Consider the following 21,411-nt stretch of genomic DNA (forward strand, 5'->3'; position numbering starts at 1 on the left):
ACCATTCGTCCAACGTGGACACGAGGTATTATTCCTATATTAAATGGTGGTCAATTATCCGTCAACAAAAAAGAGCCGCCCCGAGCACGGCCGGTTCTCCGGCCTTGCTCAGGCAGCTCTTTATCAACTTCGAGTCATTTTTTGGCATCCATATAAATATGTGTGGCCTCGATCGCTTGAGGCGTGACTTCAAGTACGCCAAAGCTGTATTTCGGTTCCCGCCGCTTGTCGGTTGGCGAACCGGGATTAAACCACAACACGCCTCCGCTTTCGGCAAGGTACGGCTTGTGGGAATGGCCGAACAGCACGGCATCTACCGGCTTGCCTGCAAAGACGCGCACGGCGTTCTCTTTGGCCCCATGTCCTCCTCCGGGCAGATGGCCATGAGTTAGCCCGATCCGCCTTCCGCCCAGCTCAAGAATTTTATGCTGCCCGAACCGGCGGATGATCTCCACCGGGTCGTTGTTACCAGCCACCCCGTCGACAGGGGCTATTGCTGCTAACTGTTCATAAACGTCCATGGTCACCCAATCGCCCAGGTGGAGAATCAGATCACAGGTTTTCAACGTTTGTCGCAGCTTCGCGGGCAGCTCCGCCCCGCGGCGCGGCATATGCGTATCCGACACGACTCCGATGCGCATAGGCGTTACCTCACCGGCGAAGCGGCCATACGTACGTAGGTGTGCCGCCGCCCGCGGATCGCGATCGATAACGCTTGAATGTTTTCCGGTACGGCCATTCCGGCGAAACCCGCATCCCCGATGTGGAATACGTCCGCGCCGGCCCGTTTGGCGCTAAGCGCGATCTCCCGGACCGTCGCTTCGTCCGCGCCTTCCTGGCTCGTGCCGATGGCCGCTAAAGCCAGTGCCCCCCTCGCCTTAACTTCCGCGATGGTCCGGGCCAGCTCCTCTTCGCGTACGCCGGGAACCGTCCCCGGGGCAGGCAGCAGGACGACGTCCGCACCGGCTTCGGCGAACCCGATCGCCGACTCGCGGTCAAGGACGCTGCCGCGAGTGCCGGCTCCGTGCATTTTGCCTGCCAGAATCAAACCGCCGAATTCCCGTTTGGCCAAGGTGATCGCCTTCAAGATGCGTTCATGGGTCACCCCGGTTTTCGGGTTGCCCGTCAGGCAGACGAAATCGCAGCCGAGCCGTTTGGCTTCCGCTAAACTCCGTGCCGTCGCCTGCCGTCCTTCAGGTAGCTGGTTCAGGGCCTCGACCGCTTCGGCCGATTCGTCAACCGGTTCCAGGTTGATGCCGATCGGCAGCCCCGTCAACCGCTTTAGTTCTGTGACCGGATTTAGCGTCTCCGGCTTCTGTTCCCCGCCGCCGACTTCCGGCGCAAATAGATCTCGCGCTTCGATGCCGCGAACCTGCGGCTGAAACACGTCAAAAACGTTCAACAGGATCATATCCGCACCGAAAGCCTTCGCGAGTTCTGCGTTGGTTAGCTCCGGCAATAGCGGCTGCGACATAACGACTGTTTCGGCGATCACGGTACGTCCTTCTGCCGCCAGCATCGCTCCTTTTAAAGCTTCGCGATCCATCCGCCGGAAATCCGATGCCCGGCAGTCCAATATCCGTTTCATGCCCTACCCCTCCGTTCAACAATTAACGAACTTATACTGTGTTCAGTGTAGCATGCCAGGAAACCGCAGACTACGCTATTTTACGAAGATGATGAGGTTCGTTTCAAATAGACTCTTGCTTCATAAGGACGCAGCCGCAAGTGGCGTAAATCCTCATGAACCTGCGGGGCATAATTGGAGATCAGGAGTTCGATGTCCCGCGGCTCCATGGCCTCCTCCGGCCATTCGAACACCGGATCGCCGGCACTAAAGTTTAAAATCACCAGCAGCCTGCTGGTTTTCAGCGTACGGGTGAACGCGTAAATCTCCGGATGGTCGGGAAGCAGCAGCCCGTATTCACCGTAAACGATCACGGCATGCTGTTTTATTAATCGAATCAGCTCTTTGTAGTAGTGATAGATCGAGTCCGGGTTTCGGCGTGCTTCCTCAACGTTGATCCGATCGTAATTCGGGTTGATACCGATCCAGGGGGCTTCTGCGGTGGTAAATCCAGCCTGCGGCCCGTTATCCCATTGCATGGGGGTTCGAGCGTTATCGCGACTTTTGAGGTGGATCGCCCGCAAGATTTCGGCTTCCGGAACACCCTTTCTTTGTTGCTCGCTATAGAAGTTGAGCGTCTCCACGTCGCGATATTCCTCAATCGATGCGAACGCGGCGTTAGTCATCCCGATTTCCTCACCTTGATAAATATACGGTGTCCCCTCCAGCATATGAAGGAAGGTGGCCAGCATTTTGGCCGATGGTACTCGGTATTCCTTCGAATCGTTACCGAAGCGCGAAACCGAACGCGGTTGATCGTGGTTGCCTAAATAGTTGGCATTCCAACCCCGGCCGTGCAGCACCGTCTGCCAGCGGGTGATGACTTCCTTCAAGTCCGTCAGCTTCCACGGATCGATGTCCCATTTGCCGCTGCCGGCAGAACCGGCATCCAGAAACATATGCTCGAATTGGAACGTCATATTCAGCTCGCGGCGGTCGTCTCCCACATAGTCCAGCGCCTCCTCGGGGCCTAATCCGGATGTTTCGCCTACCGTCATAATGTCATAAGAATACAGCACGTTATCATATAAGTTTTGCAGGAGGGTATGTACGTCGTCGAGGTTGGAGAACAGCTCGTAAGCCCGCACCGTCGGCATCTGCTGCGGATTGTGCGCGTCCGGCAGCCCTTTCGCCTTGGCGATATGCGCGATGGCGTCGAAACGGAATCCGTCCACGCCCTTTTGGAGCCACCACTGGATCATGTCGTGCAACTCGCGGATCACGGCTGGATTTTCCCAGTTCAAATCGGGTTGATGTTTGGAATACAAGTGCAGATAATATTCGCCAGTCCGTTCGTCGTACTCCCACACCGAGCCGCTGAAATACGACTCCCAGTTGTTTGGCGGTCCGCCGTTTTTCCCCTGCCGCCAGATGTAATAGTCCCGCTTAGGGTTGTCCGTGGACTGACGGGATTCCAGAAACCAAGGATGCTCGTCCGAGGTGTGGTTCAGCACCAGGTCCATCATCAGCTTCATTCCCCGCGCATGCAGACCCTCTAGCAGCTCGTCGAAATCCTCCATCGTGCCGAAGGCGGGATCGATTTTGCAATAATCGCTAATATCATAGCCGTTATCATGCCAGGGCGATTGATAGATGGGACACACCCAAACCACGTCGACCCCAAGGTCCTGCAAATCATCCAACTTGGACAGAATGCCGCGCAGATCTCCCACTCCGTCCCCGTTCGAATCCTTGAAGCTGATCGGATAGATTTGGTACACGACGCTTTCCTTCCACCAAGTCCGCTTCATATCCGCCGCCCTTTCTCTTTTTCCTATAGCTATTTGCACCGAGGCGCATTTGTATTACAAAAAAAGCCCAGGAACCTGAAGTTCCTGAGCTAAACTGTATCCTTAGGCGTACTGCTCCACCGCCTGCACGTATTTGCGATGCACTTCCGCCCGTTCCGATTCGAGCTTGCGTTCGGCGGTTTCCAGCTCGCGTTGTACTTCGCTTACCGCCATGGTTTGGTTCCGGACTTGATCCAAGCTGTCGTTGATACGTCCCTGTACAAGCCAATCCGAGAAGAAATCGTCAAAGAAATAGTCGGAAAATTTCAACAGTCCGCCGATTTCTAGATTCGTCGAAATGCTGGCCCCAATGTCTTTGAGCTCGCGCTCAAAACGCTGCAAGCTTTGCCGCGCCGTATGGATGGCTCATCGCCTCGTCAATCCGTCCGTGCTTGATATGCGTGGACAACATTCCGCCGCCCAGCATATCGTACGTCCCCCAATTTTTCGCGGAGCGAAGGTCTTCCTCAGCTGCGCTTAAGTCGCGAAGTGCCGATTGGCCTGCGCGTACCGCCTCGTCCACCTCTTTGAGCTCCACGGTGAGGACCGCCTCGCGTTCGGCCAACTCTCTCAGTTCGTGATTCTCCTCCAGGATTTGCCGTTCCTTGGCTTGAAAAACCCGCTCGTATTCATTCCGCCAAGAACCGAGGTCTAGAAGCCTGCGCTCGATCTCGGAGATTTGACGTTCCATATCCCGAACCGCTGCTTCTGCGGCATCATACCTCACCTTCGCCTCCAGCACTTCCCGCTGCTCCCGATCCAGCTTCTCAGCCTTGTTGCCAAGTACAGTAGCCAGCAAGTTGGATAACGACATCGCCGATAGCTTACGGACGTCCTCTTCCTCAGCAGCTAACTTCGTCTGCCAACGGTTCCGTTCTTCTTGCAAGCCGGACAACTCCTGCTGAAGATCTTTGAGGCGCCGTTGCCATTTCTCCTGGTTCCGACCTTTCTCCTTGAGCTCTGCCATCCGAGCGTTTAAATCCTCGAACATGCCTGGTTTCTCCCTTCACCGCCGGAAACAGCCATCCGGCCTAAGTGGTTTCGATATCATGTTCTACGTTGTTCGGTACGGTTATGTTTCAGAACGCCTGTTTCCAAGCCAAAGCGCCGTTCGCCTCCGCGCTCTTCACGATTTCCTCGCACAGCCGATGGGTTTCCAGCGAGTCCTGCAACGAGATGGCCGGAACCTTACCTTCGCGAACGCAGCTGATAAAATGATCGATGATTTGCACGAACCCTCGCCGATACAACACCGGATCCCAGTCCTTGAAGGTCGATCGTTTAGCCTCACCGCCGGCAAAATGCTCGGTGGTATTCAGCCCGTCCACCCGCCACTTCTGGCCGGGACTCATCACCTCGAGGATTTCATCGTTGGTCCCCGAGTCGCGATTCATGATTCCGATACAGGTGAAGCCTTCACCTTCCAGTTGGAGTGTGACATGATACAGCTTCCCATCTTGAACCCGAGTTGAGACATGGAAGTTATGAACTTCTCCCGGGGCCAAGAACCGCAGGGTATCCACCACATGGATATAATCGTCCAGTACGAAGCGGCGGGCGCAGTCCGGTGAAGGAGTACGGTTCTTCTGCAGCAGCACCAGCCGGCGATTCGGCTGTTCCTTTAATGCTGCATTCATCGGGGCAAACCGGCGGTTAAATCCCGTCATGAGCAGTATGCCTTTCCGTTCAGCCAAGTCACTGAGTCGCTTGGACTCCTCGAACTGATAAGCGATCGGCTTATCCACGTAAACGTGGATTCCGTTCTCAATCAGTTGCTCCACAATGGCCGGATGAGACTCCGTCGCCGAGTGGACAAACGCCGCATCTACGCCGGATTTCACCAAGTCATCCACGCTGCCCGCCGTTTCCGGGACACGGTATTTTGCCGCCAACTTGGACCTTGTCTCTGGATTTCGTGTACTAAAAATGAGGTCGATATCCTCCCTCGCCGTAATGACTGGCAAATACGCTTTTTGCGCGATATCGCCGAGTCCGATGATTCCGATACGCATCCGTTTAGCCTCCTGAAGGTACATTTCGTCAATTCGTTAGGTGGTAATCGTTCCCTACCATTTTGGCACAGGAAAAAGAGGATGTAAATTTGCTGCAGAAAAAAGTGAGCCCCCATGAACCTCATGGGGGCTTGTAGGTACTCCAATATTAAACGAAGGAAGGTCTTCTCAGATCCACGTCTCCCGTGAGGACCTTTACATATTCCTTATCTCCACCTTCAACGGAAGGACCAATATAAAGTATGCCTTTATTGCGACTTGAAATCACATCTCGCCTACCCTGTCCCTTCGTGCTCTTGGCCTCTAACAGCGATGGGGACTGACGTTTCGAAGCTTTGGACACCGAGTTCGATCCTTGTCTGAGTTTCATGTTATCACGCTTCATACCGAATCCCCTCCAAGGATATAATGAATGGTTCGCAAGAGTTCATTATTATGATTTACGATGATGCCTAATTGGTGTTCGGTCAAGTGATGCCTACCGGAAAAATGAACCGAGAGAACATGTTCTTTACCTAAAGGATAGCATAGGATGTATACCTGTTCAACTTCAAGTCGGCTAAAGAAAGCCCATTTTGAGGTTAAATACGCATCTACCACATAAATTGGCTGATGGCCGGACTCCACAAGTGCTTGGTTCTCGTGAAAGGTAAAAAACCGGCCTTTTCCGACGTTTCCGCCAACTTGCCCAATTCCGTCATCCCCCTGTGCCTTCCAGAGGGCTGCGCCTGTAACCAGATAATCCGGAGGAGGAAGGATGGACGTCCGGATGGCTTCACTCAAAGCGTTATAACGCTCCTCCTCGTTGGGGATGGATAGATTCTTGTTATAAGTCCAGAAGAGATGCAGGATCCGGCGTTTGCGTTCCAGTTCCAATTCCATTATCGCAATTTCATCGCGCGGGTCTTGGTAACATCCTTCAGCTTGAATGGCTTTCACGAGGAATTGGCAGGCTACAGAAACCGCTGCCTCCTCATTTCCGTCCGTTCGCACCTCGTAATTCAGCAAGGTCAAACCTTGGAGGTCGGATAAAAGATGATATTCCGATATGTTCTCCCCTTGGATTAGATCCTCGCTTTCTCTTACTTGTTGAGGGACAATTGCGAACACCCGCCGTCGCCCCAATCTCCCCCAAAACAAACCCATTTCAAACAGCGTATTATCCCGGGTGATAAAAACAAATTTCCCTCGATAAAGCGCGACGTCATCCGGTGCAAAAATAAAAACTCCAAAATCATTTCGATGGAGTTGTTTCTCAAGAGACTCGATCGAGTAGTCATTGCCTCCGAATGCGCCTGCATACCAAGGAGTGACCTGGGCATATCGGTTGATTTGGGCATGGATCCCGTTCGCGATCGCCATCGCTTCTCTTGAAGAACCAATAAAAACATTGGGCTTGATCACATCCACAACTCCTTGAAAAACGATTCATCTTTTCCTAATTATACCATCTAGATCCGTTTTGAGTAGTTCTATTTAGCACCCGCCGATATCGTACACCGATCATGGCCGAAAGAACACTGAATCCCCCTGCCAGTAAATACACATAAACAATTCCCAGACCCTCCGCTACAAAGCTCATCAGCAGCAGGGAGATCCCGAACAGGAAATTTTGAAGTGCAGCTCGGGCCGATAGCACTTTAGGAAGCATCTGCGGATCAGTGCCGCGTTGGGTGAATGTTTGCCGGGCGACCCCAGCAAGCTCAGCGAACGGACCGGTCAGCAGCACAAGGACCAGCGTCAGAATGGCAGCGGTATTTAGTGCAAAAGCGATTGTTAAAGCGGCATACCCGAGAGTGCCAATCCACAAGGCATGGAATAAACGGCGCTCCAGTTTGTTTACCAGAACTACGATCAACAACCCGCCCAGGACCGCCCCGGCAAAATAACCGGCGTTAATATACCCCCACCACGATTCGTCACGATGCAAAATATCCCGCACAAACACCAACAAAAACGCGCCCGACCATACCGCACCGCCTAACAGGTCCGTCAGTTCCATCCAAGTTAACGCCTGCAGCCGCGGCAAACGCCATAGGGTGATCCATCCCTCTTTTAACGTTTCCCAGCGAGAGGTTGTCTGAGTTGACATCAATTCTCCAGACCCGTTCCCAGCCTCCGCACTCCGGGTGACCTGTTCAGTTGGATCCATAATTCTCGTCGTGGCCAGCATGGCGAATCCGTAAGCTCCCGCAACCGCAGCAAGCACCGGAAATGAACCGAACTTTGCCACAACCACACCGCTGAGCGCCCAACCCGCAAACTGGACGATTTGATCTGTCGTAGCCATCATTCCGTTCGCTTTTAACAAGACTTGATCGTGAACCAACCGTGGAACTAGAGCGTTCCGCGCTGGCGTGGTCCACCCGTCGAGAAAGGAAAGAATCAAGATCATCCCATACAGAATGCTCGGCATGGTTCCACCCACCCAGGGCGACACATAACTCGCAAGCAGAGCAAACAATAAAAATTGGCCACCTTGCGACAACGATAACACCGTGGTTAACGGAAACTTGGCGAGCACCAAGGGGGCTAGCAAACTGCTGATCAACTGGGAACTCACCCGAATAAAAGGGACCAACGTCGCAAACACGATGGAACCGGTTTGATCCAGCACCAGCGTGATAAAAGCTACGATATACAAAACGTCCGCCATATTTGATAAGGTTTGCGAACTCCATAACCAAAAGAAAGACCGTTTCACCCATGTATCACTCCTTCATTCCAAACCAAATAACCCGGTTATCCCGGGGTCAAAAAAAGGTTAGGTTTAAGAGTGAAAGATCAAATCGGTCTCATGCTTACGCTCCGTTTACAATAGAATGATATGATGAGGAAAAAACGCCGTTTGGCGCATGTAGATACATGGAAAGGAGCTGCACCGCTTGAAGCCTGATCAAGTACCCCCTACTGAGATGGTACAACCGAACCCCGGGCGGCTCCGCCGCATGTTCGAGATCTTCGCCGTCTCCTCCAAGCTGGGATTAACCTCTTTTGGCGGACCGATCGCCCATCTTGGCTATTTTCATGAGGAGTATGTGAACAAACGCAAATGGATCGGGGAACTAAAATATGCCGAACTGGTCGCGTTATGCCAATTCCTGCCGGGACCGGCGAGCAGCCAGGTTGGCATGGGCATCGGCCTGTACCGAGGCGGTATAGCCGGCGCTTTAGCGGCTTGGGCTGGATTCACGCTGCCCTCCGCCGTGGTGCTTGTGCTGTTCGCCCTGCTGCTGCAAGGGACGGCGCTTGCCGACGGCGGTTGGCTGCACGGCCTGAAGCTCACGGCGGTCGCCATCGTCGCTCAGGCGGTGTGGAGCATGGGCGTGAAGCTCGCCGCCGGGCGCAGCCGAGCGACCATCGCCGCCTTGGCTGCTGCCGCCACCTTGCTCTGGCCAAGCGGCCTTACGCAGGTGCTGATCATCGCGGCGTCCGCGCTGGTCGGCTTATGGCTGTACCGCAGCAGCCCTACCCCCGGCGCTTTGCCGGCACCCTCCGGCGAGGAGCCGCAAAGCGGCAGTATCCGCCTCCGCCGCTCCTGGGCTGTCGCAAGCCTGGCCGCCTTCGTTGGTTTACTTGGGCTGTTGCCATTGGTCAGCAGGTGGTGGCCGAACCTCGGGCTGCAGCTGTTCGACGTCTTCTACCGCGCGGGCTCGCTCGTCTTTGGCGGCGGTCATGTCGTGTTGCCTTTGTTGCAAAGCGAAGTCGTCCCTCGGGGCTGGATCGGCGAAGCAGACTTTCTGTCCGGATATGGCGCGGCTCAGGCCGTTCCGGGTCCGCTGTTTACCTTCGGCTCCTATCTGGGGGCTTCCATCCACGGCGTCACCGGTGCCATACTGGCCACGATAGCCATCTTTCTGCCGGCGTTCCTGCTGGTCATTGGGGTACTTCCCTTCTGGCATCGGCTGCGCGGCATCCCTAAGGTACAATACGCGCTTCAGGGCGTAAACGCTGCAGTTGTAGGCATCTTGCTCGCCGCCTTATACGATCCCATCTGGGTGTCCTCCGTTCAGGAAACCGGCGATTTCATCGTCGCTTTGCTGTTATTCGCCATGCTAATGTTCTGGAAATTGCCACCGTGGGTAGTGGTTGTTGCCGGAGCGGCGGGCGGGGCAATTCTCGGTTGGATCGGATAAAGCGGATAGGTTAACAACGCCGACACGTTAAGGCTCGTAAATCATCTTCCGCGTCATCCCGCCGTCCACCACCAAATGCGTGCCGGTCACGAACGTATTGTCCGGGTGAGTCAAATACAGGCAAGCCCGGGCGATATCCGCCGGAGTTCCAACCCGGCCCGCCGGATGCTGCTCGTGTACATCACAAGGAACGAATAAGGCACGGCCCCCCGCCTGCCGGATCGCCTCAGCTGCCGTTTTTCCCGTTTCCTCATTCAGCTCCGCCAGCACGACAGACGCGCCTTCCTGGGCGTAAGCTTCCGCAAACGCCGCGGCCGATGCCTTGGCCCGCTCCTGTTACGATCACAGTCTGATTTGCAAAAGACATCTCTCGAACCTCACTCCTATTGTCCGCTTGCCGCAATGTGCCGGACTAATTCAGGCAGCCACTCGTCCAGCGCTTCGAATCGGTACCCGGCTTCACGCGCTTTCGTATTGTCCATCACCCATGAGGTCGGAATGCCAAACGGAGATTGATGCTCCTGAGCCGTTTCGCGTTCGACCAAGGCCGATTTACCGGTGATGTTCTCGATGAAACGAAGGATGCCGCCGATCGTAATATTCCCATCCGAGCAGGCGTTCATCGGCCCTGTAGACCCGGTTTCCCCTAGCCAGTCCAGAAACTTGGCCGTCTCGGCCGACGTGATGAAAGACATCGCCGCTTCCGGATTCGGCATGCCAATCGGCAGCCCCTGCTGGACATGCTCGACGTGAAAATGCAGCCGGCGCGTATAGTCATCCGGCCCCAACACGATCGGAATCCGCAGTGCGCTCACCGGAAAATCAGCTTCTTGGAACAATGCCGTCTCGGCCAATCGTTTCCCTTCCCCATAATCGAAAGTCGGTTTATCCCCGAGTTTCAGTTCATAACTGTAGGGATCGAAGTCCGATTCGACCAAGGGCACTTTGCCTAACTCATAAACCGATAAGGTGGAGGTTAAGATGTACTGCCCAACGCGCCCTTTGAAAGCCCGCACCGCGGCAAGCGCTTCGTTCGGCGAATAACAGATGTTATCGTATACGATATCCCAAGGTCCGGCCGCAGCCGCTTCACGAAGGGAATCTTCGTTCGTTCGATCCATTCGAAGCTGTGTGACCGGTGCATCATACCGGACCTCCGCTAACCCACGTGTTGCTACCGTGACCTCATGTCGGCCGGATTCCGCCAGCCGATTGACCAGTCTTTTGCCGAAATAACGCGAGCCGCCTAACACTAATATTTTTGCCATCCATCTTCCTCCTCCATCACCGACAGTTTCCCGTTATCGGGTCGTAAACGTGCTTTTCATCAAAGACAAGGCGCTTAACATCCCGAAAAAAAAGAATTGCGGATCTCTCACAATCTCGAAATAACCCACAATATAAATCTGTTTGACGTAAATCGTGATGATCGGATAAATCAGCAGCAGGAAGCTGGGTACAAATACAAACGCAAACAGCGGACGATGGAACTTCCGCCGGTTCGGGAAGCCGTTCAGGAAGCTTAAATACAGCCCAAACGCCAATCCGTACACGATTTTGCCGATCAAGCCGTAATCGATTTTATCCAGCGTTTGTGTCTTGTGATTCATCATGTCGGTAAACTGATTTCCGTAATACATCAGCACCAACGCTCCGAGCATCCAGACGAAATAATAGAAATAACCTTTCGAGTTCTTCATGCATCCTACTCTCCCTATGTATGGATCAAAACCGTTAACAATCAAATTTTACCATGAAATGCGAGAGAAGCAGGTAAAAAATCTAACGGACCCCGATGTCTCTGGAGTCCGTTATCGATCCATTTCAAGCATTCTGACTCAAATTAACGTCATCTGAGTCCGTTAGAACCTGATGATGTTGCCCGATCCTCTCATGTGCGACGTGTCGCACCTCTCCCTCTCCTCCTTCTCGACCAGCACTAGCCGCGGCCAGCGGCTGAACCAGGCCTTGCTATTGACACGCTGCCGGAACACAGCGTCATCATGGAAATACGGGCCCTGCCGGACTTGAAGCGACAAGAGGTCAGCCAAACCCAAAGGCGCAATGATCTCGACCTCTCCCGCAGCGTCTATGCGAGCGCCCACCGCTGTCGCCGTTTCGGGCCAGCGCTTCATCGCGTCCTCAACCGAGAGGTACGGCGCCACACCATTGCGTAAATGCATGCGCGCCTGATTTTTCGCCGACCAATTTAGCCGCGGGTTGCGTTCGCGTAACCTTGCATCATAGGTTTTCTCCGCCTCTTCATCCAAACACAACGGATCATAGTAGAGAACATCCACATCATGTAGCGGCGTCCGAACAGTATAGCCATGCAGCACATCCCATACAAAGTTGCGGATATAACCGGCGGCGATGCAGCCTTGAGGCAGTCCCAATTCAGCTACGAGCTGCAAATCGGCCATCATTTCAGGTTGCTGGCGGATCGCTTCACGCAACCCTTCCGCATCGGCAATCTTCTGCCACATCAACTTGTCGCCTCCTGCTGCTTTAACGCCTCATCCTTCGGCAGCAGCACGGCGAGCAGACCGATTAGCGGCAGCAAGGAGCAGATCTGCATGATGAACAGGATGCCCGCCTGGTCGGCGAAGTTGCCAAGCACGGCGGAACCCAGTCCGCCAAGACCAAAGGACAAGCCGAAGAACAGGCCTGAGACGAGTCCTACCTTCCCTGGCAACAATTCCTGCGCATACACGACGATGATCGAAAATGCCGAGGACATGATAAACCCGGCGATCACGACCAGCACGCCTGACCAAAACAAATTGGCATACGGGAGCAGCAACGAAAACGGCGCAGTCCCGAGAATGGACACCCAAATGATATTGCGCCGACCATAACGGTCCGCCATCGGCCCGCCGAAGAATGTACCAACCGCCGCTGCGGCCAAGAAAGCAAAAATATACCACTGGGCGGTTTCTTTGGCTACCCCATAATGATCCATTAGGAAAAACGAATAAAACGTCGAGATGCTAATCGAATACACGTTTTTGGAGAACAGTAGCAGGACCAAAACGGTGATGGCCAGCATCACCTTCCCCCGGCTAAGCCGGCTCTTCGGTTGAGCAGCTCCGCCGCCGGCAACCGCAGATCCGGTAGCCCGAGGCTTACGTGGCTTCAGATCCTGTCCGCCATACCATCTCGCCACGTAAAACTGGATGACGATCGCGGCGACCGCCGCCAAGGCGAACCAGGCTACGCTAGTCTGACCCAAAGGGATAAAGATCAAAGCCGACATGATGGGACCTAGAGAAGCACCGATGTTCCCTCCGACCTGAAAAATAGATTGTGCCAGCCCGCGTCTTGGTCCCGCCGCCAAATAAGCTACGCGCGACGATTCGGGATGGAATACCGACGATCCCAGCCCGATCGAGGTGACCGCGAGCAGGATGAACGCATAGCTTGGGGCAAACGCCAGCATGATGATGCCCGCCAGGGTAAAGCAAACCCCCAGCGGAAGAATGTACGGCCGAGGCCGGACATCCGAGTACAAGCCCACCAAAGGCTGAAACACGGACGCCGTCATATTCATGGCGAACGAAATCCAGCCGATTTGCCCATACGATAAGAGGAGCGATTCGCGCAAGACTGGGAACAAGGCGGGAATCGCCGATTGCATCGTGTCGTTTAATAAGTGCACAGTGCTGATAGCAAATAAAATCGGGTACACCGTGAATGCGGGATTTGCCGCTTTAACGGCCGTTGTCTGGTTCATCTTGACCTCACTTCATCTGAATTAAAATGTTTAATTCGTTATTTGGGAATGTTAGTATCCGGATCCGACCCGAAGCGCTGATTACGGTTTAACCCGTCAATCGTCAGGATCTCCTCCGTACTCAACTCGAAATCAAAAACATCGGCATTTTCGAGGATCCGCGCTTCTCGCACCGATTTCGGAATGGTGACCACACCCAGTTGCAAATCCCAACGCAAAATGACCTGGGCCACGGTTTTTCCATACTTCGCGGCGATGTTTAGGAGAGTTTCATGCTCCAACAAATGGCCTTGACCGAGCGGCGACCAAGCTTCCAGCTGAATGCCCTTATCCGTGCAGTAGCGGAGCAAGTCCTTTTGAGTCAAGTAGGGGTGGAACTCCACTTGATTAACCACCGGCACTACCTTCGCTTCAGACAGCAGGTCTTCCAAGTGGTGAATTTGGAAGTTGCTGACGCCAATCGCCCGCACCTTGCCTTCTGCGTACACTTTTTCCAGCGCCCGCCATGTCTCCTTATACTTCCCTTTCACCGGCCAATGCACCAGGAATAAGTCCAAATACTCCAGGCCCAAGCGCTTCAGACTGTCGTCAAAAGACTTCAACGTCGTCTCGTACCCCTGCTCTGAGTTCCAGACCTTCGAGGTGATAAACACCTCTTCCCTCTGAAGGTTATTCTCCTCCAGTGCGCTCCGGACGGCTTGGCCCACTCCCTCTTCATTCCGATAGGCGGAAGCGGTATCAATACTGCGGTATCCATGGCGGATGGCCGACTTGACGGCTTGCACCACTTCATCGCCTTCTTTGGCCTTAAAGACGCCAAGGCCCAGCCAAGGCATTTGAACTCCGTTGTTTAACGTTACGGTATCCTGCAAATGATTAGGCAAAGTTGACATAAGTTCCGTCCTCCTCTTCTCAAAAGGCGATTTCTGGTAATATCCTACATCAAAAGGGCCTAAATGAACAGGGAACAAAAGCAAAAGACTGCCCGAAGGCAGCCTCTTGAGCATCGATATAAAGAGTATCAGGCCGTTTCGCGGGACCGGCGCAGCTTTTGTCTGGCGCGGTACAACACGATTTTGAAATGAGATAACGAGATGCCCATGAGATCCGCCGATTCCTGATAGGAAAATCCATGCACATCGTACAGTAGCACCGCATGCTGCTGATTGGGCTGAAGCAAGGACAATTGCGCGTAGAGTTCCCGACGGTTCTCCTCGCCGAGCACGGATTTTTCCGGGGTATCCTCGCTTGGATAACGATGAAAAAATTCATTTTCGTAAGTAGATGACCGGCTTTCCTTGCGCAACAAATCGATATAGGCATTGTGGGCAACACGAAGCAGCCAAGCCTTAGCCCTTTTCCCCTCCGCCTCGTGAAGGTGCATCAACGCCCGGCAGAAGGTCTCCTGCATTAAATCCTCGGCGATATGTGAGTTGCGGCACATGCTATACAAATATCGAAATACGTCATTTTTATATTCGCGGTAAAGTAAATCCATAGAACGAGTCTTCATTTAGTAGCTTCCTCACTTTCTCTCCCAGCTTTCAGGGCAAGTCGATCTTTCTCTTTATCATGATCTTTTCCTTGCTTCGTCCATTATGCCGAATAGAGTTTGCGTCCCGTCTAAGAAATTGTTAAGTTTTCCTTAAGAATTTACTGCATTTTCGTTAAACAAAAAGACGCCTTACGGCGTCATGGAGTAAATCCAGATGAATTTTTCGCGCTGTCTCGGTGCAGACGGACCGTAAAAGCCGTGCGGTATTCGTTACTGTCTGCGGAGATCGCGCCATGATGCAGATCAACGATATGCTTGGCGATCGCGAGACCGATGCCGGAGCCGCCCGTATGGGAGGCACGCGACTTCTCTACGCGGTAGAATCGGTCAAACAGATGCGGCAAATCCGCCGTCGGAATCGGGTCGCCGTAATTGACGACCTCTGTGACGATCTCATCGCCTTCCTGCCAGCCGCGAATGTCCAAATATTTACCGTCGTGCCCGTACCGAATGGCATTGGTAATCAGATTCTCGTAAACCCGGCGAAGCTTGTCCCCGTCTGCTTGAACGTAAAGCGGCCCTTGCAGGTACAACCGGCATTCCATTCCGTTCTCCTGCAGTTGCCAGCCGAAATGAGCGGCCATTTGATGGAGCATTTCCACGAGATTAATCCGCGTGAATTGCAGCTTCATCTCTTTGTTCTGCATGCGGGTGTACTCGAACAAGTCTTGCAGGAGCTGCTTCAACCGAAGCGATTCCTCATAGGCCATGCTGACGTAATAACGCAGCTCGACCTCGTCGCGATAACGATCCTCCTCGATCAGCCCCAAATAACCGGTAATCGAAGTAAGCGGGGTGCGCAAATCATGGGATACGTTCGTGATCAGCTCATTTTTGGTTTGCTCTGCCCGCCGCTCGTCTTCAATGGAAGTGACCAGCCGATCGACCATGCGATTGATGTCGGTGGCGAGCTGACCAAGTTGACCAACGTTCTCCACAGGGATTTTTCGCACGGAGCCGGCTTCAATTTTATGTACTTCCTCAATTAGCAGCTCCAAATATTTCTTCTCGTGGCGGCGAATGCTGCGGCGATAGAAATACAATGAAAACAACATCAGGATCGGCACGCCCGTCAAATAATACGCTTCCGGGAAACCGATATTACGGTTAATCCATAGGACGACGTTGTATACCGTCATGCTCGGGAAGAAGAAAAAGAACAGCCGCGCCAGCAAAATGAGCAGGAACAGCGAGATTAACGAAGCGACGATCGTCCAAAACAACCAGGCTAAAAAACGCAGGCTAGCTTTCAAGTTTGTAGCCGACCCCCCATACGGTACGAATCAGCTTCTCCCCGTCCATTTCCTTCTCCAGCTTGTCCCGGAGACGACTGATATGCACCGTTACGGAATTGCTGCTATCCAGATACTTATCCTTCCAAATCAGCTCGAAGATCTCCTCGGAGCCAAACACCCGACCGGGATGGCTGGCCAGCAAATACAGAATGCCGAATTCGATCGGCGTCAGCTTCAGCGGGTTGCCATCCACCGTCGCAGAATGTGTTTCTTTATCAATCGAAAGCGAAGCAATTTTGATGATATGCTCCTGCGACGTCTGCGGCGATCCCGCCGGTTGTGCTGCGTAAGAGGAACGGCGAAGCAGCGACTTCACGCGAGCGACCAGCTCCAGTGGATTAAACGGCTTCACCATATAATCATCCGCTCCGGTCATCAGCCCGGTAATCTTATCCATATCGCCGTCCCTCGCGCTTAACATGAGGATTGGCGTAGTCTGCGATTCGCGAATCTTCATACAGACGGAGATACCGTCAAGGCCGGGAAGCATGACGTCCAGGATCACCAAATCCACTTCATCCTGCTCGGTGATCTCCAGCGCCCGCAAACCGTCCTCCGCCTTCAATACATCATAACCTTCGTTCGTTAAATATATCTCGATCAGTTTTGCGATTTTTTCATCATCATCGACAATCAAAATTCGTTTACTCATTGATCCAATCATCCTTTATTTGAGCTGGTTAGACACGAGCACAGTAACATCATACCATGTCTATTGCCCCCAGATACAAATAAAAGGTTACAATTTCCCCCGGTTATGGTTTCCAGCGGAAAGGGATGGCGACCCTGAAACTGGTGCCTTTTCCGAACTCGGAGGCGACACCGATCTCCCCTTCATGGATGTCCACGATTTTCTTGACAATGGAGAGGCCCAGCCCGCTGCCTCCGCTGCTGCGTGTGCGGGATTTATCCGCTTTGTAGAAACGCTCGAAGATATGGACCAAATCCGGCTCGGATATGCCAATCCCGTTATCTATCACGGTGACCACCGCCTTGTCCTCTTCGGTCGTCAAGTAAATTCCAATCTCCCCGCCCTCAGGCGTAAATTTGATACTATTGTGCAGCAAATTCATCCACACCTGGCTTAGCAGGTCTTCGGCCCCTTCGACCTCAAGCTCGCTGACATCCAACTGAATTTGAATGTTCTTGGCAAGCCATTGGGGTTCACAGGCCAGCACCACGTTTTGAAGCTGGCGGTCGAGCCGAAAGCGGTTCGTCTGCATCGAGACTCGGTCCGTCTCGAGGGAGGACAATTTAAGCAAATTATCGCTCATCTGCGACAAACGGCGGCTCTCCGATTCGATGATCTCCAGGTAGTGGTCGCGTTTCTCTGGAGTCAGATCCGGCCTTCGCAACGCTCTGGCAAATCCGCGAATCGAAGTCAGCGGTGATTGGATCTCATGTGAGACATTGGAGATGAAGTCCTGACGCATCGATTCCATTTGCCCAAGGGCTCCAGCCATTTCGTTAATGCTGTTCACGATGGTTTCGAACTCTCTCAACCTCTCGAAGCCCTCCAACCGAACGGTAAAGTCCCCCTTAGCGATGCGGCGTATCCCGTCGATAATGGCATTCAGCATTTTCAGTTGATGAGGTCGTAACAGAAGGGAAAGCAGAAATACGATCACGAAAAATAACAAGACTCCAAGAACTACACTCAGCAGATCCATGACATATGCAGAAAATGGGGGCCCTGCCTTTCGGTATATTGCCGAGGTGATCCAGCGGGCGAAGGTCCAGGTCGCTCCAAATCCAATGAAAATGACAAGGACCTGGCCGATTCGAAGCAACGTCTTACCTACTCTCCTCCAGAAAGTCAACGTTCGCACACCTCCAGTCGGTAGCCCAGTCCACGAATCGTGCGGATTTTGAAACCGAAGGTCTCTTCGGGGAACCGTTCGCGCAATCGATTGATATGCACGTCGAGCGTGCGTTCATTGCCCTCGAAATCATACCCCCAAATTCCCTCGATCAACTGCTCTCGGGTGAGGGTGCGCCCCGCATGACTGCCCAGCTTAAACAGCAGCTCGAATTCCTTGAGCGGCAGCGTAAAGCGATCTTCGCCGCAATCCGTTTCAAACGTCTTGCGATTCATTCGCAGCGAACCGATCGTCACGGTCTGGGAGATCGACACCTGGTAGCGCTTGAGCAACGCCTTCACCCTTGCGACAAGCTCTGCGGGTTCAAACGGCTTGACGAGATAATCGTCCGTACCCAGCTCAAAGCCCTTAACCACTTGTCGGGTTTCTCCCTTAGCTGTCAGCATAAGCAGCGGCATCTCATAATCTCGGCGCAGCTCCCGGCATAACTCCCAGCCGTCCATCTCCGGCATCATGATGTCCAGAATGACCATGTCGATCCTTTCCGATTCCACCAGTGATAAAGCCTCACGACCATTCCCCGCTTCCAGGATCTGATCCATCCCCGCTTCCTCCAGGAAGAGACGAACCAGTTCCCGAATATGCTGATCATCGTCAACGACGAGAATTTTAGCCATGATCCTTCCCTTCTTCCTCGTTCGTGAACTCCTCCGACTGTTCGGCGCTTGCGGCGATTTGCAACTGCTGCGAGGCAAATTCACGATACATGGCATGTTGGTGCAGCAGTTGATCGTGAGTTCCCCGCCCTGTCACTTTTCCTTTTTCGATAAAAATCAACTGGTCCGCTCCAACAACGGTGGACAAACGGTGAGCGATGACGATCGTCGTCCGGCCTTGCATCAGATTTTTGAGAGCCTTCTGCACGACAAATTCCGAGCGACTGTCCAGACTGGAGGTGGCTTCGTCCAGCATGAGGATTTTTGGATCGCGCAGCAATGCCCGCGCAATGGCGATCCGCTGCCGCTGTCCGCCGGACAGCTTGACCCCGCGTTCGCCCACATCGGTATCGACCCCGTTTGGCAGCTCAGCGATAAAGCCGTCAGCATAAGCCATCTTCGCGGCTTGTTGTAGTTCCGCTTCGCTAATTTCACGCTCGATGCCATAACAAAGATTCTCACGGATTGTTCCGGCAATAATCGGGCTCTCCTGAGATACGTACCCGATCATGCCGCGCCAGGAGCGCAGTGTAAACGAATCGATCGGTTCTTCCCCCAGTCGGATGGTGCCACGCTGCGGCACATAAAACCGCTCCAATAAGGAGAACAACGTCGTTTTTCCGCCACCGCTGGGGCCGACCACTGCCGTTACTGTCCCCGGCTCCATCGTAAAAGAAACCTCCTGGAGCACCGGCTCGTCCGGCTTATACCCGAAGGTGATCCCGTCCACGATCAATGGCCGGTCAGCCTTCGTGATCTCTTGTCCTTCACCGAAAGGCTCCTCCTCCGCATCCAGCGTTTGGAGAATCCGTTCGGTCGCTCCTTTCGCTTTCTGCAACTGGGTGAAGAACGTCGTGAGCTGTGTCATCGGCATAACGATCTGCACAAGGTACAAAATAAACGCCACCAATTCCCCGGCGGTCAACCCGCCGCTCGCAACCTGCATCCCGCCGTAGCCGATGACTACGACAAGCAGCATCATCATAACGAAGGCCATGAACGGACTGATCCAAGCCATAACTTTACCTTCGCGCACCCCGAAGGAAAGCAGCTTTCCGATCGCCTGGCTACCACTTTCGTACTCCTTCCGCTCCGCGTTTGAAGACTTAACCAACCGAATTTCCGATAGGACCTGGCTCAAAACCGCCGTAAAAGAGGCCGTCTCGTCTTGCATGGCGAGCGAAATTTTATACATCGTTCGACCTAACGGCACGAGGATCAACGCGGCCAAAGGAATCACCGCAAACATGATTAGGGTCATTTTCCAGTTCAAATAGAACAAGACGGCCACCGCGCCGAGGATGGAGATGATCCCGCTGAAAAAGCCGGCCACCTGCTCGGAGATCAGCGACTTTATGATCCCGGTGTCATTCGTCATCCGGCTGACCGATTCCCCAGTCCGGTTATTATCGAAGTAGGATACCGGCAAGCGAAGCATCTTCCTCCATAATCGATCCCGGAGGCCGGCAACCATACGCTGTCCCGTATAATTCAACAGAAATATCGATAAACCTGAAGCGACGGACATCCCGATGAATGCGACGCCGATCCAGACGATTTGCATGCCGCTGATCGAAGACAGTGAAAAGCCGTCGACGAGGTTCTTCGTGAACATGGGGATCACGAGGCTGACCAGTGTTGACAGCAAACTAAGCACAATCGCCACGGCAAACAAACGCAGAGGTGGCTTCGTTTCCCGAAGAAGACGAATAAAGGCTTTGGAGCCAACCCCTCCGTTGCTCACGATACGATCGGTTTCCGTCGTTGTTGCGTTATTCCTTGGCATGAGATTCTCTTCCCTTCTATCTCTATCTGAAGCAAGATGAGCCGAGTACATCGACTCTAGGAAAAGACTACATTGGGAATGTAAACTGAAGTTAAATCAAACGTGGTGAGACTAAAGATTTTCCACTTCGACGCTGATGACGTGATCGATGGTGCGTAGAAAATGGTAAAGCTCCGTCGTATACTCTTTCTCCGAAGCGGTAATCACCATATCCACCCGCTGCCGTCCCTCCTCTAGGTCTTTGATTTTCAGCCGACGGATCCGGTGTTGGTTCGCTTTGGCCTTACGCCCTTTGTCGTCTTTACGTTCGATAATGCGGATCAACTCCGTCACGTTCCCGTGATCCTCCATCACAATTTTGAGGGAGACGTCACGCTGGTTCAGTTTATAGGGTCCGATCCATTTAATGACATAGGGGACGAAATTCACCGACAGGATCAGCAAGATGACGGTCAGCCCGGCTTCCAGATAAAATCCGGTCCCGATAGCGATCCCAATCCCCGATGCAGCCCAAATCATCGCCGCAGAGGTGAGACCGGAAATCCCCTCATTGCTCCGGCGCAGAATCGCCCCGGCCCCCAGAAAACCTATCCCGCTGACGATTTGCGCGGCCAACCGCATCGGGTCCATGTTCGGATGATCCGGGCCGGCGAATTTGGCAAAAGCCTCGATCGACACGATCGTCACCAGACAGCTGGCGATACAAATGACCATACTCGTCTTGATCCCCAGCGGTTTCTGTTTCAATTGCCGGTCGATTCCGATAAACAAACCAAACAAGAGGGCCAAACATAACTTTAAAACCATTTCCAATTCGTTGTACATGATGCGTCGCAACTCCTTCAATTATATAAGGTGAGTATAATTGTATTCGGTAAGCCGGCGCAAATGGATTAATTCCGCCTAGGCGGACAAAGAAACGCAAAAAAAGCCTGAACCGT

At 53.4% G+C, this 21,411-nt stretch carries 21 protein-coding genes and 1 pseudogene; 1 reads left to right on the forward strand and 21 read right to left on the reverse strand.

Going from position 1 to position 21,411, the window contains the following annotated elements; genetic code table 11:
• Positions 1-134: 134 nt before the first annotated feature.
• The 8 genes from M0651_RS14765 to M0651_RS14800 all read right to left on the reverse strand — a co-directional run bounded on the left by M0651_RS14765 (position 135) and on the right by M0651_RS14800 (position 8,133).
• Positions 135-641, reverse strand: a complete 507-nt coding sequence (locus M0651_RS14765; protein WP_248552509.1) for a metallophosphoesterase family protein — start codon at positions 639-641, stop codon at positions 135-137.
• 5 nt (positions 642-646) lie between these two features.
• Entirely contained in the window at positions 647-1,588 is a 942-nt protein-coding gene (locus M0651_RS14770) for a DUF7916 family protein (RefSeq protein WP_248552510.1), read from the reverse strand.
• 80 nt (positions 1,589-1,668) lie between these two features.
• Positions 1,669-3,378, reverse strand: a complete 1,710-nt coding sequence (locus M0651_RS14775; protein ID WP_248552511.1) for a glycoside hydrolase family 13 protein — start codon at positions 3,376-3,378, stop codon at positions 1,669-1,671.
• Between the two features lie 102 nt (positions 3,379-3,480).
• A complete protein-coding gene (locus tag M0651_RS14780; protein ID WP_248552512.1) occupies positions 3,481-3,759 on the reverse strand; it encodes a hypothetical protein in 279 nt (92 codons plus the stop codon).
• Complete coding sequence (locus tag M0651_RS14785; RefSeq protein ID WP_248552513.1) at positions 3,746-4,408, reverse strand: hypothetical protein; 663 nt, start codon at positions 4,406-4,408, stop codon at positions 3,746-3,748. Before M0651_RS14785 ends, M0651_RS14780 begins: the two co-directional genes overlap by 14 nt.
• A gap of 88 nt (positions 4,409-4,496) precedes the next feature.
• Positions 4,497-5,429: a Gfo/Idh/MocA family protein gene (locus tag M0651_RS14790; protein WP_248552514.1), complete on the reverse strand. Its 933-nt coding sequence runs from the start codon at positions 5,427-5,429 to the stop codon at positions 4,497-4,499.
• A 381-nt stretch (positions 5,430-5,810) separates the two neighbouring features.
• Positions 5,811-6,839: a TIR domain-containing protein gene (locus M0651_RS14795; protein WP_308195516.1), complete on the reverse strand. Its 1,029-nt coding sequence runs from the start codon at positions 6,837-6,839 to the stop codon at positions 5,811-5,813.
• Positions 6,840-6,867: 28 nt separating this feature from the next.
• On the reverse strand, positions 6,868-8,133 hold the full coding sequence (locus tag M0651_RS14800; RefSeq protein ID WP_248552515.1) for an MFS transporter: 1,266 nt from the start codon (positions 8,131-8,133) through the stop codon (positions 6,868-6,870).
• A 211-nt stretch (positions 8,134-8,344) separates the two neighbouring features.
• Between M0651_RS14800 and chrA the strand changes: the two genes are divergently transcribed.
• The gene (chrA, locus tag M0651_RS14805; protein WP_248552564.1) at positions 8,345-9,565 is read left to right on the forward strand and encodes a chromate efflux transporter; all 1,221 of its coding nucleotides are present in this window, start codon (positions 8,345-8,347) and stop codon (positions 9,563-9,565) included.
• Between the two features lie 27 nt (positions 9,566-9,592).
• On the opposite strand, the pseudogene M0651_RS14810 reads toward chrA, so the two are convergent.
• From M0651_RS14810 to M0651_RS14870, 13 genes and pseudogenes are all read right to left on the reverse strand, one after another.
• Positions 9,593-9,932 (reverse strand): annotated as a pseudogene (locus tag M0651_RS14810) (SDR family oxidoreductase).
• 16 nt (positions 9,933-9,948) lie between these two features.
• Positions 9,949-10,833, reverse strand: a complete 885-nt coding sequence (locus M0651_RS14815; RefSeq protein WP_248552516.1) for an NAD-dependent epimerase/dehydratase family protein — start codon at positions 10,831-10,833, stop codon at positions 9,949-9,951.
• A 33-nt stretch (positions 10,834-10,866) separates the two neighbouring features.
• A complete protein-coding gene (locus tag M0651_RS14820; protein ID WP_248552517.1) occupies positions 10,867-11,265 on the reverse strand; it encodes a hypothetical protein in 399 nt (132 codons plus the stop codon).
• A gap of 162 nt (positions 11,266-11,427) precedes the next feature.
• On the reverse strand, positions 11,428-12,051 hold the full coding sequence (locus M0651_RS14825) for a nucleotidyltransferase family protein (RefSeq protein ID WP_248552518.1): 624 nt from the start codon (positions 12,049-12,051) through the stop codon (positions 11,428-11,430).
• On the reverse strand, positions 12,051-13,298 hold the full coding sequence (locus tag M0651_RS14830) for an MFS transporter (protein ID WP_248552519.1): 1,248 nt from the start codon (positions 13,296-13,298) through the stop codon (positions 12,051-12,053). Before M0651_RS14830 ends, M0651_RS14825 begins: the two co-directional genes overlap by 1 nt.
• A 38-nt stretch (positions 13,299-13,336) precedes the next feature.
• A complete protein-coding gene (locus M0651_RS14835) occupies positions 13,337-14,182 on the reverse strand; it encodes an aldo/keto reductase (protein WP_248552565.1) in 846 nt (281 codons plus the stop codon).
• Between the two features lie 137 nt (positions 14,183-14,319).
• Positions 14,320-14,811 carry a sigma-70 family RNA polymerase sigma factor gene (locus tag M0651_RS14840; RefSeq protein WP_248552520.1) on the reverse strand — a complete coding sequence of 164 codons (492 nt, stop codon included), beginning with the start codon at positions 14,809-14,811 and terminating at the stop codon, positions 14,320-14,322.
• A 179-nt stretch (positions 14,812-14,990) separates the two neighbouring features.
• Positions 14,991-16,106 carry a sensor histidine kinase gene (locus M0651_RS14845; protein WP_248552521.1) on the reverse strand — a complete coding sequence of 372 codons (1,116 nt, stop codon included), beginning with the start codon at positions 16,104-16,106 and terminating at the stop codon, positions 14,991-14,993.
• Positions 16,096-16,800: a response regulator transcription factor gene (locus M0651_RS14850; protein WP_248552522.1), complete on the reverse strand. Its 705-nt coding sequence runs from the start codon at positions 16,798-16,800 to the stop codon at positions 16,096-16,098. Before M0651_RS14850 ends, M0651_RS14845 begins: the two co-directional genes overlap by 11 nt.
• 103 nt (positions 16,801-16,903) lie before the next feature.
• Positions 16,904-17,968, reverse strand: a complete 1,065-nt coding sequence (locus M0651_RS14855) for a sensor histidine kinase (RefSeq protein ID WP_248552523.1) — start codon at positions 17,966-17,968, stop codon at positions 16,904-16,906.
• Positions 17,965-18,645, reverse strand: coding sequence for a response regulator transcription factor (locus M0651_RS14860; protein ID WP_282577925.1), 681 nt, complete (start codon positions 18,643-18,645; stop codon positions 17,965-17,967). The genes M0651_RS14855 and M0651_RS14860 overlap by 4 nt, the downstream gene beginning before the upstream one ends.
• Positions 18,638-20,470, reverse strand: a complete 1,833-nt coding sequence (locus tag M0651_RS14865) for an ABC transporter ATP-binding protein (protein ID WP_248552524.1) — start codon at positions 20,468-20,470, stop codon at positions 18,638-18,640. The genes M0651_RS14860 and M0651_RS14865 overlap by 8 nt, the downstream gene beginning before the upstream one ends.
• A gap of 111 nt (positions 20,471-20,581) precedes the next feature.
• Entirely contained in the window at positions 20,582-21,295 is a 714-nt protein-coding gene (locus tag M0651_RS14870; RefSeq protein WP_248552525.1) for an MgtC/SapB family protein, read from the reverse strand.
• Positions 21,296-21,411: the final 116 nt, after the last annotated feature.

The organism is Paenibacillus mellifer, from assembly GCF_023195895.1.
Classification (GTDB): domain Bacteria; phylum Bacillota; class Bacilli; order Paenibacillales; family Paenibacillaceae; genus Fontibacillus; species Fontibacillus mellifer.

Bases quoted from the DNA above. Each gene is read 5' to 3' on its own strand.
- M0651_RS14765 (WP_248552509.1), bottom strand. From the start codon at position 641: ATGCGCATCGGAGTCGTGTCGGATACGCATATGCCGCGCCGCGGGGCG.
- M0651_RS14770 (WP_248552510.1), bottom strand. From the start codon at position 1,588: ATGAAACGGATATTGGACTGCCGGGCATCGGATTTCCGGCGGATGGAT.
- M0651_RS14775 (WP_248552511.1), bottom strand. From the start codon at position 3,378: ATGAAGCGGACTTGGTGGAAGGAAAGCGTCGTGTACCAAATCTATCCG.
- M0651_RS14785 (WP_248552513.1), bottom strand. From the start codon at position 4,408: ATGTTCGAGGATTTAAACGCTCGGATGGCAGAGCTCAAGGAGAAAGGT.
- M0651_RS14790 (WP_248552514.1), bottom strand. From the start codon at position 5,429: ATGCGTATCGGAATCATCGGACTCGGCGATATCGCGCAAAAAGCGTAT.
- chrA (WP_248552564.1), top strand. From the start codon at position 8,345: ATGGTACAACCGAACCCCGGGCGGCTCCGCCGCATGTTCGAGATCTTC.
- M0651_RS14815 (WP_248552516.1), bottom strand. From the start codon at position 10,833: ATGGCAAAAATATTAGTGTTAGGCGGCTCGCGTTATTTCGGCAAAAGA.
- M0651_RS14820 (WP_248552517.1), bottom strand. From the start codon at position 11,265: ATGAAGAACTCGAAAGGTTATTTCTATTATTTCGTCTGGATGCTCGGA.
- M0651_RS14825 (WP_248552518.1), bottom strand. From the start codon at position 12,051: ATGTGGCAGAAGATTGCCGATGCGGAAGGGTTGCGTGAAGCGATCCGC.
- M0651_RS14830 (WP_248552519.1), bottom strand. From the start codon at position 13,298: ATGAACCAGACAACGGCCGTTAAAGCGGCAAATCCCGCATTCACGGTG.
- M0651_RS14840 (WP_248552520.1), bottom strand. From the start codon at position 14,811: ATGAAGACTCGTTCTATGGATTTACTTTACCGCGAATATAAAAATGAC.
- M0651_RS14850 (WP_248552522.1), bottom strand. From the start codon at position 16,800: ATGAGTAAACGAATTTTGATTGTCGATGATGATGAAAAAATCGCAAAA.
- M0651_RS14860 (WP_282577925.1), bottom strand. From the start codon at position 18,645: ATGGCTAAAATTCTCGTCGTTGACGATGATCAGCATATTCGGGAACTG.
- M0651_RS14865 (WP_248552524.1), bottom strand. From the start codon at position 20,470: ATGCCAAGGAATAACGCAACAACGACGGAAACCGATCGTATCGTGAGC.
- M0651_RS14870 (WP_248552525.1), bottom strand. From the start codon at position 21,295: ATGTACAACGAATTGGAAATGGTTTTAAAGTTATGTTTGGCCCTCTTG.